At 55.9% G+C, this 14,638-nt stretch carries 13 protein-coding genes; all 13 read left to right on the top strand.

Annotation, left to right across the window (positions count from 1 at the left end):
• Positions 1-486: 486 nt before the first annotated feature.
• The 13 genes from ACE3OA_RS14155 (at position 487) to ACE3OA_RS14095 (ending at position 14,631) form a co-directional block, all read left to right on the top strand.
• Positions 487-828 carry a hypothetical protein gene (locus ACE3OA_RS14155; protein ID WP_374311755.1) on the top strand — a complete coding sequence of 114 codons (342 nt, stop codon included), beginning with the start codon at positions 487-489 and terminating at the stop codon, positions 826-828.
• Positions 821-1,171: a hypothetical protein gene (locus tag ACE3OA_RS14150; RefSeq protein ID WP_374311753.1), complete on the top strand. Its 351-nt coding sequence runs from the start codon at positions 821-823 to the stop codon at positions 1,169-1,171. Before ACE3OA_RS14155 ends, ACE3OA_RS14150 begins: the two co-directional genes overlap by 8 nt.
• 80 nt (positions 1,172-1,251) lie before the next feature.
• Complete coding sequence (locus ACE3OA_RS14145) at positions 1,252-1,647, top strand: hypothetical protein (RefSeq protein ID WP_374311751.1); 396 nt, start codon at positions 1,252-1,254, stop codon at positions 1,645-1,647.
• A gap of 44 nt (positions 1,648-1,691) precedes the next feature.
• Complete coding sequence (locus ACE3OA_RS14140; RefSeq protein ID WP_374311749.1) at positions 1,692-2,717, top strand: hypothetical protein; 1,026 nt, start codon at positions 1,692-1,694, stop codon at positions 2,715-2,717.
• A 750-nt stretch (positions 2,718-3,467) separates the two neighbouring features.
• The gene (locus ACE3OA_RS14135) at positions 3,468-3,770 is read left to right on the top strand and encodes a hypothetical protein (RefSeq protein ID WP_374311747.1); all 303 of its coding nucleotides are present in this window, start codon (positions 3,468-3,470) and stop codon (positions 3,768-3,770) included.
• Between the two features lie 229 nt (positions 3,771-3,999).
• Positions 4,000-4,947 carry a hypothetical protein gene (locus tag ACE3OA_RS14130; RefSeq protein WP_374311745.1) on the top strand — a complete coding sequence of 316 codons (948 nt, stop codon included), beginning with the start codon at positions 4,000-4,002 and terminating at the stop codon, positions 4,945-4,947.
• Positions 4,948-5,071: 124 nt separating this feature from the next.
• Positions 5,072-5,269: a hypothetical protein gene (locus ACE3OA_RS14125; protein ID WP_374311743.1), complete on the top strand. Its 198-nt coding sequence runs from the start codon at positions 5,072-5,074 to the stop codon at positions 5,267-5,269.
• Positions 5,270-5,531: 262 nt separating this feature from the next.
• Complete coding sequence (locus tag ACE3OA_RS14120; protein WP_374311741.1) at positions 5,532-6,590, top strand: Fic family protein; 1,059 nt, start codon at positions 5,532-5,534, stop codon at positions 6,588-6,590.
• 59 nt (positions 6,591-6,649) lie between these two features.
• Positions 6,650-8,677, top strand: coding sequence for an N-6 DNA methylase (locus ACE3OA_RS14115; RefSeq protein WP_374311738.1), 2,028 nt, complete (start codon positions 6,650-6,652; stop codon positions 8,675-8,677).
• Between the two features lie 104 nt (positions 8,678-8,781).
• Positions 8,782-10,017: a restriction endonuclease subunit S gene (locus ACE3OA_RS14110; protein ID WP_374311736.1), complete on the top strand. Its 1,236-nt coding sequence runs from the start codon at positions 8,782-8,784 to the stop codon at positions 10,015-10,017.
• Positions 10,014-11,057 carry a restriction endonuclease gene (locus ACE3OA_RS14105; protein ID WP_374311734.1) on the top strand — a complete coding sequence of 348 codons (1,044 nt, stop codon included), beginning with the start codon at positions 10,014-10,016 and terminating at the stop codon, positions 11,055-11,057. Before ACE3OA_RS14110 ends, ACE3OA_RS14105 begins: the two co-directional genes overlap by 4 nt.
• The gene (locus ACE3OA_RS14100) at positions 11,054-11,638 is read left to right on the top strand and encodes a hypothetical protein (protein WP_374311729.1); all 585 of its coding nucleotides are present in this window, start codon (positions 11,054-11,056) and stop codon (positions 11,636-11,638) included. Before ACE3OA_RS14105 ends, ACE3OA_RS14100 begins: the two co-directional genes overlap by 4 nt.
• On the top strand, positions 11,635-14,631 hold the full coding sequence (locus tag ACE3OA_RS14095; protein ID WP_374311727.1) for a type I restriction endonuclease subunit R: 2,997 nt from the start codon (positions 11,635-11,637) through the stop codon (positions 14,629-14,631). The genes ACE3OA_RS14100 and ACE3OA_RS14095 overlap by 4 nt, the downstream gene beginning before the upstream one ends.
• The last annotated feature ends 7 nt before the right edge of the window (positions 14,632-14,638 follow it).

Genomic DNA, 14,638 nt, shown 5'->3' with positions numbered 1-14,638 from the left:
CGTGAGTCATTTTTGTCATATTCTAGAAGAGAAATTTGGCTCGAAGCAAAAGGGCTTCGCCATCGTCGCCCGAATGGGAGAAATGGACGATGTGTCATAGCCTTTGGCCATGGGCATCTGGAGTAGATGCTCGCTGCGCTGCGCTTTTCCGGGCGCTGCGCGCATATGTGTATAGAGCGAGGTCGATCCGAGCATCGAGGTCACCCATCAAGACAGAGCTAGACGATCCTTCGAGATGGGATTAGCGCACCTTCCTCTTAGAAGCCCTTCGGGCGCAGCCCTCATAGATGCCTATCGCCGAAGACCTCATTTGGTCGCCCGTGCTTCCCCTAAAACTCTAGGCATCTTCGAACCTTGAAACCTGGTGCCAAGCTCCAGCCAGCGAATTTTTGTTTCTGACATGTCAGATATATTTCGTTTCTTGCAAGCCGACGGCCAATCCTGATTCAGAGCCGGACTTTCCCGGATCAAGAACAGGAGATCACAATGTCGTCACTCAATCAGGTCGAACTCGCGGCGCTGATGAAGGCGGCCATGAACCCCAAGCCCGTAACACCCAATAGAGAATACAAGCGCCGGAGCCGACAGATAGCGGCATCAATGTCCAAGGACGGCAAGCTCGCATTCAACTCGGAGACAATGAGTAAGGCTCTCCTGGACGCCATCGCCTCGGCCATCCGCACCGGACACCCAGACCTCACCATCGCCGACATCATCCAGGCCGCATCACAGCGCTTCCTGGTCCCGGCCGTCGCGGAGGTCGCCATATTGGCCCGCCTAGCCTCCCGGAAGCCCGCAGCGGCCGCAGGAGGGCATGATCATGAGTAACTTGGAAACAGGGGCCAGGAGAGCGCGGACGGCTGCCGAAAGGAAAAGAGATCAGCGTTTGAGACAAGTGGTTGACCCGGCGGAAGGGAAGCCGCCGTTGACTGCTGAGACGATGCAGATGGCGCTGATGGAAGCGATGAGCCTGATGCTACGTGATCGCCATTTCGAAGACCATGTCGAGGCCGTGATATTTCAAGCTGGAAGCATGCTGTGGGATAGCAAGCGAGCGCGGGCTGAAATGCGGCGGCGGCTGCAGAGAAGGCTGCCGAAGATTTACAAGGTGCCCGTGATCCTGGCCCAGCGCGCAAATTGTCAACATTGGGACGGTGAGATCAGAAGCTGAATGCGAATTTGGCTTCTGGTTCCTTGCAAGACCATGAAACACACTGGCTTTCTTAAGAAGCTGACTAGGGAGTGTGTCACATGGCACGGGGTGCAGATCGAAAGCGCAGGGTCGCGTTGGCTGCTCAAGCAAAATATGAGGAGAGCCGGAAGGCGCGTCGCGCACCGCGATCCGAGCGAATTTACCGCGCGGTTGCCAAGGCTCTTTTTGTAGAGAGTGTGGCCCAGATCATCGATACGCGGACGACACAGATCGAAAGCGCATTCGTCGCACGGGTTATGAAGCGTGCGCTAGCATCAGTGAAGGAGGATGGTTTCAGCGGTAATGAAACCCGGTTCCGGCTCAACGCGCTGATCTCACAAAGCCGCCATGAGGCCAAGCCGAAAGCTCTGGTCGACCCGGATATTCAGCACGTGATCGATGAAATCGAAAAGAGCCTGTCGTCTGGCCGGAAATCGGCGCGGTCCCAACAATAGTCCTTAATAGAAATCTTATATGGCAAGCATAAGAAGGTGATGAAATGACACGATATACTCGCACTCATGAAACACAATCCGATTACTTGACGCGCGCACATAAGCTGCTTGAGCGGTATCGCGCTGCAAATGATCTGGACATATCCAAATCTGACATCGATGTCGTGGCATTCACGTCGTGGCTGATCAGTATCAAGCCGACATACAAGGTGTCGTCTTGGCGGACGATGCGCCAGTCAGTGCGCACATTGCTGGAAGCGTGGCCTATCGATGGTGCCGACAATGCCATTGCTATGCTCGACGCCGACATTGCTGAGTGCATTGCAAACCCGAGGGAGCCGGATGACGACAGTGATGATCGTACCAGCGCTCTCAAAGAAAAGAAGATGCCGCACGGCGATTTGACAAAGCTGCTCGTGTACCTCACCCATTTTTCACGGTCGTCATGGTCGCAAACAGCGGTTCATTGGCTCAATGCAGGTCTGTCCACGGGCCTGCGCCCCAGCGAATGGAAGACAGCAAAAATGGTCAAGTCTGGTGACCAGGTGCTGTTGATCGTGAAAAACGGAAAGAACACTAACGGACGGGCGAACGGTCCTTTCCGTACCCTGGACATTTCCGACTTCACGCCGGAAGGCCTGAAGTCGGTCGAGTACATGGCTGCTCACGGCGCTCTCTGGAATGTCGAGGGTCGGTACGCTGGGGTCCAATCGTCGGTATCTCAGCTTATCTATCATGTTTGTGAGCGTATCTTCGACGGACGCATCTACTGCTTATATTCGTTGCGGCACCAGTTTGTAGCTAACATGAAAAGCCTGAAGGAACTGAAAGAGATCGCCGCGCTCTTGGGGCATTGCGTCACCGCGACATCGACGCAGCATTACGGAAAGCGTCGTGATGCCTGGGCAGAAGAACACATTGTCGACATCCCCGATGCACGCGAAAGCGAAACTGAGACTGTGCGGGAGAATGCGAAGTACTTTGAGCGCATTCTGGACGAAGCAATCAATGAGAATCGGAGGGCCGAGGAGCCGGAGAACATGGCCGAGTACCTAGCGGCGCTCTTCTAATGCCGCCCGAACCCCTCTGGCTCCAGGTACCGCCCACGGCCCCTCCGGCATCCCGGTCGATCTGCGCGAAGCGTTCGCCAACCAGCGGTGGCCCGGCCATCCCGAGCTGCGCCGAATCTTTCTCTGCTCAGCCGACAAAGCCATCGCATCCCTTGGACCGCGACGTGCTCGATCGAGAGCTGCGTTAGAAGATCAGTATGGTGCGTCTGCTCGGCCAACCTTCTCACTAACAGTGCCGAACCCCGGTAAAGCAAAATCGCAGTCGCTAGGTGTCGCTGCGCGTCGCTAGGTGTCGTTGCGTATCGCTGGGTATACGGTAGAAGCGTAAAAATGAGTAAGAGCTTTATGGCTGCAATGTTGACAAGTCATTGATATTTGGATATATACTTTGAAATAGGGCGTATTTTTTAGTTGACCAAAAACCGCATATAAGCTAACTTAATCCTCGTAAGGTTGCTTCCCCTGCGAAAGCAGGGTTCTTCCCCAGCAATGGGGTTCCCCTGCGGCAGCAGGGATTGTCGACCCTGCGCATGCGGGGCTTCTACCCCTGCATGCGCAGGGTTTCCTCCCTAAACGGGAGGGTGGTTCAAGTTGAGTAACCTTACGTTGAGTAACCTTACATTCGCTGCTGAGTAAGCAGACTTCCACCTGCCGGGGCGTAAGCCCCGGCAACCCTCTTCATCATCTTTTTCAACGGCCGGGCGCGTTCCGGCCGATGGAGAAACTCATCCTTAAAGAAAGGGAGACATCATGGTTGATATATCGAACTACTACGGCGCGTTTGACCGTCTCATCACAGTAGCGCGCTCGGACACCGGGCAAAGCCGTCGGGTTGCCGATTTTATCCTTGCCTGCTGGAACGCTGATGGCTGCGGGAAGTGGGATCCGGCAGAGCTCTGGGATCTCGATCAGACACTCCGCGATGACATCCTCACTATTCTCATCGAAATGAGTAAACCCGGTAGCACGGGAACCTATCCGACAGAGAGGCGCGAGGAGATTGAAATGGTGCGCCTCCGCTGGCGTCGAAGAAAGCTGCGTAAGCGAGGCTAGTAGGCGCTATCGCATCCGGGGTCGTTCCCCGCACGCGATAGCGCCACCACTGGATGCTGCCGTAGATCCGGTTCTCCCTAAAACCGCCAAAGCCTCTGGTACTGCAGTTTAGTTGATCTTCAGCAGCGTCTTGCGAAAAGCCTCGCGGCTGCTCTCGCCAGCAACTCGACATCCGAATTACTAACCAACACGAAATCGCGCGCGAATAGCGTCGCGGAAAGGACGCCCCATGCCTACTTGGCTCGATAAATGGTTCAACAAGAAGTTACTGGAGTATGCACACAATGAAATTCTCGATCTGGCAACACTCAATTTCTGTCTGGACCGATTTCGCCAAACGCGTGATGGCAGCGACGAGTTCTGCCACATGCTTCGCGAGTTCATCACGCCTGAAACAAACCCGCTCTCGTTTCAATTACCGCGTGACTTGGCATGCATGCTGGCTGCGTCACGAGTGGCTCAAAATGTGCTTTCTTTCGGCTGTAAGGAGATAGCAAAGGCGGGAGCTGCATACATTGACTTGCCGCCTGGATCTATCCGCTTCAATGACAAGTTGGAGCTGATGGCTATCTTTGTCCGTAGCGACGGAGCACATTGGATGGAGTTCACGGCAATCGTTAAAGATGAAATTGGAGAAGTGGCTTTGTCGCGCTTTCTTTCCTGCGACAGAGACGGAATTATCCAATTTAAGATGTTGCCCGTAGAGGTATTGCCAGGAGCCTTGGAGTTCAGACGTGATTATGGTGTGGAGATGGACCAGATCATGTTTCGAGTTGCTGAGTTTTCCACGCTTGTAGTTGCTCATGCGGCGACAGTGTCGAACGGGCGGGAAGAGCTTCTTCCTTATCTTCCCTCGTATCATGCTCGCCGCACTGGCCGGAAGGCGCGTCAAGTCGCAAAGAAGTTCAGCTTGTTCAGCGTTCGACGACTGTCTTCAAGTGCCAAGATTCTCGGTAGATCTGCGGTATCGAAAGGGGACCAGGTTACGGGTATCCGCCTTGACTGTCGTGTCACAGTGCGTGGGCATTTCAGGATGCAAGCGTGCGGACCAGGCCGTAGCCGCCGTCGTCTCTGCTGGATCGACGAACACGAGCGCGGGCCGGAACACGCGCTTCGTCGACTTCCCATGCTGGCGCTCCGATCACATGTCGCTGCTCCTCTTCAAGTGTCGGCTTAGGGGGGAGTGCATGAGAAATCGCCTCTTATACCTGCGAGCACGGCAAGTCGAAGTCGTACTTGAGCAGGAGGTGGATGGGCAGAAGCAGCTTATGCGGCCACGCCCGTTGGCCCTGTTGGGAAAGATGGCAGTAGTCGCCAGGCGCTTTCTCAATCGTGGCCTCGACCCGGATGACGCGGCATATGCGACACTTTTCTGGTCGCGCTTCATAGCCGAGGACGCGGAGCTGCGGCCTTCGCCAGACAGGACGTTCGGCTGGCAATTGGTGCTGAAGCCGTGGCCGGATTTTGCCGACGAAGGTCACGGTGAGAAGTGCCGCTGACAATTTATACTCAACCCCGTTTCCCCTAGACCCCTGGTGCCGTATGGCTCAGGGGTCTTTCTTTGGCTGCAACCGAGCGGCCGACTGTCCTGCATGGCGGGAATACCCAATTTCTTACCCGATTATACCCAAAATTGAGAAATAAGGCCCCAGGTAGCTGGATTCTCCCAAAACCTCCGGCCAAAAGTTCGGATCATAGGTGGAAAATCGGGTAATATCGGGTACAATCGGGTATGAAATCGAATATCCGAGTCACTCAGCCATGAGAGAGCCCCAGATCGCCCTCGGTGCCGATCTCGTGAAGCTCATCGCCGAAATCGATGAATTCAAGGGGAGGTGGGAGGCCCTCAAGACGCTTGCGCCGGATCGACTGAACGCGCTCCGTAAGGTCGCGACGATCGAGAGCATTGGCTCAAGCACTCGCATCGAAGGTGCGAAGTTGACGGATGCCGAGGTCGAGGACCTCCTGTCGCAGTCCCTCTCGATCAAATCCTTCAAGACCAGGGACGAGCAGGAAGTTGCTGGCTACGCCGAAGCGATGGACCTCGTGTTTGAGGCTTTTGCCGATATGCGGCTGACAGAGAACCATATCCGACAATTGCACCAGACCTTGCTGCGGCACAGCACCAAGGATGAGCGTCACCGAGGGGCTTACAAGACGTTGCCCAACAATGTCGTGGCGTTTGATGCGAATGGCCGCGAAATCGGCGTGATCTTCGAGACGACATCTCCGTTCGACACGCCGCGAGAAATGGAGGAGTTGGTTGCCTGGGCACGGAAGGCGATCGATGAAGAATCCATGCATCCGCTGCTGATCATCGCCGTTTTTGTCGTGACGTTCCTCGCTATCCATCCCTTTCAGGACGGTAACGGACGATTGTCGCGGGTGCTTACCACCCTCATTTTGATGCGCGCAGGCTACGCCTATGTGCCGTATGCATCACTTGAGCGCGTGATCGAGGAAAACAAGGACCTATACTACAAGGCGCTTCGTCGCACGCAGGCAACGCTCAAGGTCGAAGCGCCTGACTGGGAACCATGGGTCGGCTTCTTCCTCCGCTGTCTGAAGAGGCAGAAGGACGCTCTCGCCGTGCGACTGGAGCGAGAGCGCGTTTCGCAAGGCAGCGAAGCTGACATGCCGGAGCTATCCCTTCAGGTGCTCAAGGCATTGCGCGGGCAAGATCGCCTCACCATCAGTCAGCTCGCGTCCATCACGGGAGCAAATCGAAATACGCTCAAGGTGCGTTTGCGGGATCTTGTGGCAATGCGGCGCATCCGCCAGCACGGTAAGGCACGCGCAACATGGTATTCGCTAACCTAAAATTGCGCGAAATACCTACGCGAAATGCGATCAATTAGTGTTAAGATTTAGGGGGCTTGGTGACAAAGATAAGCAACAACGTTCAGAGCTTAAGCAGCTTTGCTTGGTCTATCGCGGACATTCTTCGAGGTGACTTTAAGCAATCGGAGTACGGCAAAGTAATCCTCCCATTTGTCGTGCTACGCCGCCTGGACTGCATCCTGGAAAAATCGAAGGACGCGGTGCTCAAAGCAGCCGAGACCCTCCCCAAGGGTGTGGACGATGCCACGCGCGACATGATCTTGTTCGCCGCGGCAGGAGAGGACATCAAGGTCTATAACCTCTCGCGCCTCACCTTCGCTTCCATTAAGGGCCAGGAGCCTAGCCAGGTTCATGCCAATCTGATGGACTATATCACCAATTTTTCAGGCAATATCCGAGACATCTTCCTCGATAAATTCTTGTTTACCGACCAGCTCAAGCGTCTCAACGACGGAGGCATTCTCTGGCAGGTATTCGATCGCTTTGCCCAGATCGATCTGCACCCAGGCCGAGTGAGCAATATTGAGATGGGCTACCTGTTCGAGGACCTGATCCGGAGGTTCTCGGAAATCTCCAACGAGACCGCTGGCGAGCATTTCACGCCGCGCGAGGTCATCCGCCTGATCGTTGAGCTGCTGATCGCCAACGACGATACCAAGCTGACCGGAAAGGGCATCATTCGCCAGGTCTATGATCCGGCTTGTGGTACGGGCGGCATGCTGGCGCTGACCGAGGAAGCGCTGAAGGACTTCAACCCCGCCATTCGCGTCGAACTGTTCGGGCAGGAACTGAACGGGGAATCCTACGGTATCTGCAAGTCCGACATGCTGGTGACCGGCCACGACCCTGAACAAATTGCATTTGGAAATACGCTCATCAATGATGCCCACAAGGGCAAATCCTTCCATTACATGCTGTCAAATCCGCCCTATGGCGTGGATTGGAAAAAGTACCAGGATCCAATCCGAGATGAGGCTGAAACGCTGGGTTTCGATGGCCGATTCGGTGCGGGACTGCCGCGCATCTCCGACGGACAATTGCTGTTTCTGCAGCACATGATCGCCAAGATGCGCGACGATGAAACCGGCTCGCGCATCGGCATCGTCATGAACGGATCGCCGCTCTTCACCGGGGGCGCGGGCTCCGGCGAAAGCGAAATCCGCCGCTGGATGCTGGAGAATGACTGGGTGGAGGCGATTGTCGCGCTGCCGACCGACTTGTTCTACAATACCGGCATCCAGACCTATGTATGGCTTCTGACCAACCGCAAGCCTAAGGCGCGGCGCGCTAAAGTTCAGCTTATCGACGCCAGCAGCGAACGCTTTTGGAAGTCCATACGCAAGTCGCTCGGCTCTAAGCGTCGGGAAATCCCCGATGAAGCGCGCAAGGAGATCGTGCGCATCTACGCCGAAATGCTGAACGGCGATGGCCAGTATGGCGAATTCTCGAAGATCTTCGACACCACTGACTTCAGCTATCGGGAAATCCGCGTCGAGCGGCCCTTGCGGCTGAACTTCCAGGCCACGGCAAAGCGCATCGAGCGGCTTAAGGCCGAAAAGGCTCTCAGCAAGCTCGACGCCAGCGAACAGGCTGCTATCCTTGACGGGCTGTTTGCTCACCTACCGAAGACGCCCTTCACCAACCGTGACGCCTTCGACAAGGCGCTGACCAAGGCGCTGAAGGGTGCGAAACTGAAGATTGCGGCATCTGTCCGTAAGGCCATTCTCTCAGCCCTGTCCGAGCGGGACGAAGAGGCCGACATCTGCACAGACAAGGATGGCAACGCGGAGCCCGACACTGAACTGCGCGACCACGAACTAGTGCCGCTGAAGGAGGACTGGCGAGAATATGTGGCGCGCGAGGTCACTCCCTTCGTGCCCGATGCTTGGGTGGACGAGAGCCACCGCGACCCCCGCGACGGCGATGTGGGCCGCGTCGGATACGAGATCAATTTCAACCGCTACTTCTATCGCTACGTCCCGCCGCGCCCATTGGAGGAGATCGACGCCGAGCTGAAGGCGCTGGAAGCCCAGATCGCCAGGCTACTGAAGGAGGTCGCGGCGTGATAACTCTTCAAGAGCGCGTACATTCGGCACCCCCACCTGCCCATTGGCGATTGAGCAAGCTCCATCGCATTTTTCGCGTTAGAAAAGGCTACAAGAACACCGGAATGCAGGAAGAGAATCTTCTTTCCTTGAGCTATGGCCGCATCATCCGGAAAGACATTGACGCAGCCGAAGGCCTGTTGCCCGAAAGCTTCGAGACCTATCAGATTGTAGAGCCCGGCAACATCGTAATGCGCCTGACCGATCTGCAGAACGACAAGCGCAGCCTACGGCAGGGGTTAGTCAACGAACGCGGGATCATAACGTCCGCCTATGATGCGCTTGAAGTAGGCAAGGATCACGACGCGCGCTTCTGGGCGTATTCCTTGCTCGCGCTTGATCTAGCAAAATACTACTATTCGCTCGGCGGGGGCGTACGGCAGTCAATCAAATTCGCAGATTTTCCAAATGACTGGATCGCAAGCCCCGGTCCCGCCACCCAAGAGGCCATCGCGGATTTCCTCGATCGCGAGACCACCCATATCGATCAGTTGATCCAAAAGAAGCTGTGGCTGGCGGAGTTGCTGAACGTAACTATCATCGCGGCCCCATTGCGCGTCATGGCCAGCGGCATCGGACAAGTTGGATATGATGCGGAACGTAGCCGCGTTACCTTCTCCAATTTAGCAGAAGGCTGGCGGCGCGTTCGTGTCAAACAAGTGGCGAGCCATATGACCTCTGGTTCACGCGGCTGGAGCGACTTCATTCAAGATCAGGGTGAACTGTTCCTTCAAAGCGGCAGCATCGATCGACACATGGGCGTTTCCTTTGAGGATTCTCAACGGGTCAGGCCGCAGTCTGGAGCGGAGGCTGAACGCACGAAGGTTAGCAACGGCGATACGCTGGTTTGCATTACCGGCGGTCGTACAGGCGCCGTAGGGTATGTTTCGGGGTTGTGCGAACGTGCCTACATTAACCAGCATATCTGCCTCATCCGACCATCCAAAGCGATCAGCAGCAGGCTTCTTGCGCAAATTCTTTTCTCGGAAATCGGTCAACTTCATTTCCAGATGGCGCAGTATGGGCTCAAGCAGGGAATGGGCTTTGAGCAAGTCGCAAACACCGCGATCCCCTTGCCCCCTAGAGAGGCGCAGGACAAAATCTCTTCCGAGATCGACCACCGGGCCGCGAAGACTCGGCGGGTCGCTGAAGAAATAAGTGCTTCCATCGACCGCCTCCATGAGTTCCGCTCAGCACTGATCACCGCTGCCGTCACTGGCCAGATCGACGTTGCCACCTGGAGCAAGCGTGGGACCACTGACCGGCGACTGGATGCCATCCAACGGGAGGTGGCGTCATGACGCGCCTATGGATCGTCCGGGCAGGCAAGCAGGGAGAGCGCGAGCTTGCGGCCATCGAACAGGGTAGGCTTCTCCCTGGTTTCCTCGAAGTCGGTGACTTGAGTACGTGCAAGGGACGAGATGCCATACTTGCCCATCTGGAGCAGGTGATGCCTGACGCGGGCCGGAATCGTCTGAAGAACTTTGCGGCCCAGCTCAACCAGTTTGCCTACGCAATTCAGGTTGGCGACCTAGTGGTGATGCCGCGGAAAGTTACCGATGGCGTCGCTGTTGGCGAGGTAACCAGCGAATACAAATTTCATTCCGAGGACCCCTTTCGCCATTCCCGCGCGGTGAAATGGCTGAATGAGGCGGTTGCCCGCGACGCTTTTAAGCAAGACCTGCGGCATTCCTTCGGCGCCTTCATGACGATCTGCGAGATCAAGCGCAACTCTGCATTGGAGCGGGTTCGGGCCGTCCTAAAGACTGGAATCGATCCTGGCTCTCTTCTCGGTAAGCAGGGTAAGGCCGCAATCCCGCCTTCCGATGAGGACGTGGAGGCGGAAGACTACGCTTCCGACATCGAGGACATTGCCAACCAGCAGATCATCTCGCTGATCAAGTCCGAGTTCGCTGGGCACGCTTTGGCGGATCTCGTAGCGGAGATTCTGCGTGTCGAGGGGTACACCACCAAGGTGTCACCGCCGGGCGCTGATGGAGGTGTGGATATCCTGGCGGCTGGAGGTACGCTCGGCCTTGGGGAGGACCGTATCTGCGTTCAGGTTAAATCCGGCGATGGGACCGCCAATCATGATGTTGTGCTGCGGTTGATCGGTTCGGTATCGAACACGCAGGCGCGTACGGGTCTATTGGTTAGCATCGGTGGTGTGAACGCGGCCGCGCAGAAGGAACTGGACAACAACTTCTTCAAGCTGCGCTTGTGGCAAATGCCAGACCTGTTGAAGGCTCTCTTCCGAGCCTATGGCGAACTCTCCGACGAGACCCGCGCTAAGCTTCCTCTGAAGCAAATATGGGCGCCCATCTCTGGGGGCGATGAATGAATGTCTTCACCGAAGCACAAATGCATCGGCCCCTGTTTGAGGACCCGGCGCCAGCTATCGAGCGACCCGACGAATGGTCAGAGCCGCTCGGCTTCCTTGTTGGCGGCGCTGCGAACCAGCGCTTTCAGCATCTTGGCCAGCAATACTTCAATGCGGCCAATGCACTCGTTGAGGCGATAAAGCATCAGGATATTGCGGACTGTGAGGTCGCGAACCCTGTCCTCTATCTATATCGACATTCTGTTGAGCTGTTCTTGAAAGCGATTATGCAAGAATCAGCGAAGACACATAATTTGGATACCTTATCGGCAGAGTATCAAGCGTTCATAGGTTTTGAGTTTGACGCTGCTGTACCTGACTGGATTGTCGGCAGAATGCGGGAGCTAGGAGCCATTGATCCCAACTCCACAGCATTTCGCTACAATCTCAACTACGATCGTATCACTAAGACCGACCAGCCCATTGAAGGCGAGTACCACGTAAACCTGCATCACCTTCAATCCGCCATGTCTGCGCTTGTGACAGCATTGGTGGGAGTAATCGCGGCCATCGCTTGCGGAGAGGGGAAATCCGCCAAATGACGACGCACACTAACCAGACCGCTCATCGTGAGATCGTCCTTGAGCAACATGTGGTTGATCATCTGGTCGCCAAACAGGGGTATGTTGCGCGGCGTCCTGAAGAATACGATCGAGTTCTGGCGTTGGACCGAGAGCTTCTCCTCCGCTTCGTAAAGGAAACGCAGCCCGAAGAATGGCGAAAACTGGAAGAACAGTATGCCGCTGCGGCGGAAGCCGAGTTTTTTAAGCAACTGGAGAAGGCGCTGAAGACGCGCGGCTCGCTGGACGTATTGCGTCAGGGACTAAAACTCATCCCGAACATTAAGCTGGCGCTCTGCTTTTTTAAGCCTGCATCTGGATTGAACGCCGAGTTGGTCAGGTTCTACGAAGCTAACATTCTGTCTGTCGTTCGTCAGCTCCGCTACAGTCAGCGCTCAGAGAATGCCATTGACGTGACATTGTTCGTCAATGGATTGCCTGTGGTAACGGTGGAAATTAAGAACCTTCTAACAGGCTCTTCCTTTCGCCACGCTGAGAAGCAGTACCGTCACGACCGCTCTCCTGCTGGGGAGCCCCTTCTCACCTTCAAGCGAGGTGCGCTCGTCCATTTTGCAATGGACGAGGACAATATCTCGATGACGACACGCCTTCAGAATGGCAAGACGCGCTTTCTACCCTTCAACCGCGGACGCGATGGGGGGGCAGGCAATCCCGACGTTCAGGGCGACTTCCGAGTAGCCTATCTCTATGCCGACCTGCCGGAGGGCAAGGCGGTATTATCGCGCGAGGTGCTGCTCGATATCATCGGCCGTTTCCTCCATCTGGAGCGGCAGGAGGTACCGACAGCTAGTGGATCGACTGAGGTGCGGGAGGCCCTGATCTTCCCTCGCTTCCAACAGCTTGACGCCGTGCGAAAGATGATGTCGCACGCGCGCACATTTGGCTCTGGCTATAACTATCTTATCCAGCATTCGGCGGGGTCCGGAAAATCCAACACGATCGGCTGGACCGCGCACCAAGTGACCAGTTTGCATGACGATGCCGACAAGCTGATTTTCAATTCGGCCGTCATCGTAACGGATCGGGTTGTGCTCGACCGACAGCTTCAAGGCACGGTAGCGCAGTTCGAGCAAACCAAGGGTGTGGTGAAGAAGATCGATGGCACGTCACGCCAGTTGAAGGCGGCGTTGGAGAGTGGAGCGCGCATCATCATCACCACCATCCAGAAGTTTTCAACGGAGCATCTGAAGGAGTTGTCGGGCCAAGGCACGCGCACTTTTGCTGTCATTATCGATGAGGCTCATGGTAGCCAGTCCGGTAAAAGCGCCCAGGCGATGAGCGATGCATTGACGCGCGATGAAGCCGATGGGGGCCGCGATATCGAGGATATGATCGCCGAGTATCAGAAGGCGCGCGGGCCCCAGCCCAATATCAGCTATTTCGCCTTCACCGCGACCCCGCGCAACGTGACCCTAGAGCGATTTGGCACGAAGGGAGCAGATGGGCTGCCGCATCCCTTCCATCTCTATTCAATGCGTCAGGCTATCGAGGAGGGATTCATTCTCGATGTGCTGCAAAACTACATGACCTATAAGGCCTATTATCAGCTCGAAAAGGCCATCGAAGACGACCCCGAACTGAACACCCGCCGCGCTCAGCGACGGGTGGCGCGGTTCGCCTCACTCCATCCGACTGCTATCGGCCAGAAGGTGGAAGTGATCGTGGAGCACTTCCGACGCCACGTGATGGACGAGCTGGACGGTCGCGCAAAAGCGATGATCGTAACGGGGAGCCGCGAACATGCTTTGCGTTACTATTTTGGCGTCCGCGACTACATCAAGGCCAATGGTTACGCAGATGTAAAGCCGCTTGTCGCGTTTTCAGGTGAACTGGAGTTGGATGGCCAAGCCTATTCTGAGGCTGAGCTGAATGGCTTCGCGGAAACCGAACTGCCGCGGCGTTTCGACAGCGATGCTTATAACGTGCTGATCGTAGCCGAGAAATATCAGACCGGGTTCGACCAGCCGAGGCTATGTGCGATGTATGTGGATCGAAAGCTCGCTGGACTTCAGGCCGTGCAGACGCTCTCGCGCCTCAACCGGACATGTCCAGGTAAGGATCAGACATACATCCTCGATTTTCAGAACACGACGGAAGATATCAAGAGCGCCTTCAAGTCGTTCTTTGAGGCAACGGGACTGGAGGCGAACTCCGATCCCAACCAGATCTACGAGCTGGAAGGGCGGCTTAAGAAATTCGGCATCCTCGATCAGGGCGAGATCGATCGCTTTGCCGATACTTTCTACAAGGGCGCACTAGACACCCATGATCGGGCGAAGTTAGAGGGGTTAGTGCGACAGGCAGTTGCTCGCTTTGAGACCGAAGACGATGAGGGACGGCGGGAGGAGTTCCGCCAGCTTCTCAGGAGCTACATGCGATTCTACAGCTTCGTGGCACAGGTAGTTCGATTGGGCGATACTGGGCTAGAGAAGCTCTACTCATATGCCGCCTGGCTCTGGCGCCTTCTGCCAAACAGAGAAGTACCACCCGACATTGAGATTACCGAAGACATGCTCCGGCTTCAGGCTTTTCGTGTCGAGCAAAAGGAACAAGGCTCGGCATCGCTCGCGCCAGGCGACACAGAAGCTCTCAAGCCAATCAGCGAATTTGCTGCAAAGCCCTACACTGAGGAGGAGGAGCGATCACTCTCCGAGATCATTAAGGCGTTCAATGATCGCCACGGAACCGAATTCTCGCGTGAGGACTTCCTCAGATTTGAGCAGGTCAATCGCGAGATCATGGACGACGATCTAACCGAGATGCTGCGCAACAATGCGCCAGATGTAGTTTTCTCGGCCTTCAGCCAAGCCTTCTTCAAGGGCGCCATTAAGATGTTCCAGCGCGACAATGAGATGAAGAACATCGTGTTGAGCGATCCTCAGGCCCGTGAACAAGCAATCCGCCACTTCTTCAATCGAGCGCTGCGGGAGGTGCGGGAGGGGAGCAGAGTCTGAGTACGGG

The organism is Dongia sp. (genome assembly GCF_041906375.1).
In the GTDB taxonomy this organism is placed as follows: Bacteria; Pseudomonadota; Alphaproteobacteria; order Dongiales; family Dongiaceae; genus Dongia.
This window is presented reverse-complemented; position numbering and strand designations above follow the sequence as displayed.

Coding starts and splice junctions, on each gene's coding strand:
- ACE3OA_RS14155 (WP_374311755.1), top strand. CDS start 487: ATGTCGTCACTCAATCAGGTCGAACTCGCGGCGCTGATGAAGGCGGCC.
- ACE3OA_RS14150 (WP_374311753.1), top strand. CDS start 821: ATGAGTAACTTGGAAACAGGGGCCAGGAGAGCGCGGACGGCTGCCGAA.
- ACE3OA_RS14145 (WP_374311751.1), top strand. CDS start 1,252: ATGGCACGGGGTGCAGATCGAAAGCGCAGGGTCGCGTTGGCTGCTCAA.
- ACE3OA_RS14140 (WP_374311749.1), top strand. CDS start 1,692: ATGACACGATATACTCGCACTCATGAAACACAATCCGATTACTTGACG.
- ACE3OA_RS14135 (WP_374311747.1), top strand. CDS start 3,468: ATGGTTGATATATCGAACTACTACGGCGCGTTTGACCGTCTCATCACA.
- ACE3OA_RS14130 (WP_374311745.1), top strand. CDS start 4,000: ATGCCTACTTGGCTCGATAAATGGTTCAACAAGAAGTTACTGGAGTAT.
- ACE3OA_RS14125 (WP_374311743.1), top strand. CDS start 5,072: ATGGCAGTAGTCGCCAGGCGCTTTCTCAATCGTGGCCTCGACCCGGAT.
- ACE3OA_RS14120 (WP_374311741.1), top strand. CDS start 5,532: ATGAGAGAGCCCCAGATCGCCCTCGGTGCCGATCTCGTGAAGCTCATC.
- ACE3OA_RS14110 (WP_374311736.1), top strand. CDS start 8,782: ATGCAGGAAGAGAATCTTCTTTCCTTGAGCTATGGCCGCATCATCCGG.
- ACE3OA_RS14105 (WP_374311734.1), top strand. CDS start 10,014: ATGACGCGCCTATGGATCGTCCGGGCAGGCAAGCAGGGAGAGCGCGAG.
- ACE3OA_RS14100 (WP_374311729.1), top strand. CDS start 11,054: ATGAATGTCTTCACCGAAGCACAAATGCATCGGCCCCTGTTTGAGGAC.
- ACE3OA_RS14095 (WP_374311727.1), top strand. CDS start 11,635: ATGACGACGCACACTAACCAGACCGCTCATCGTGAGATCGTCCTTGAG.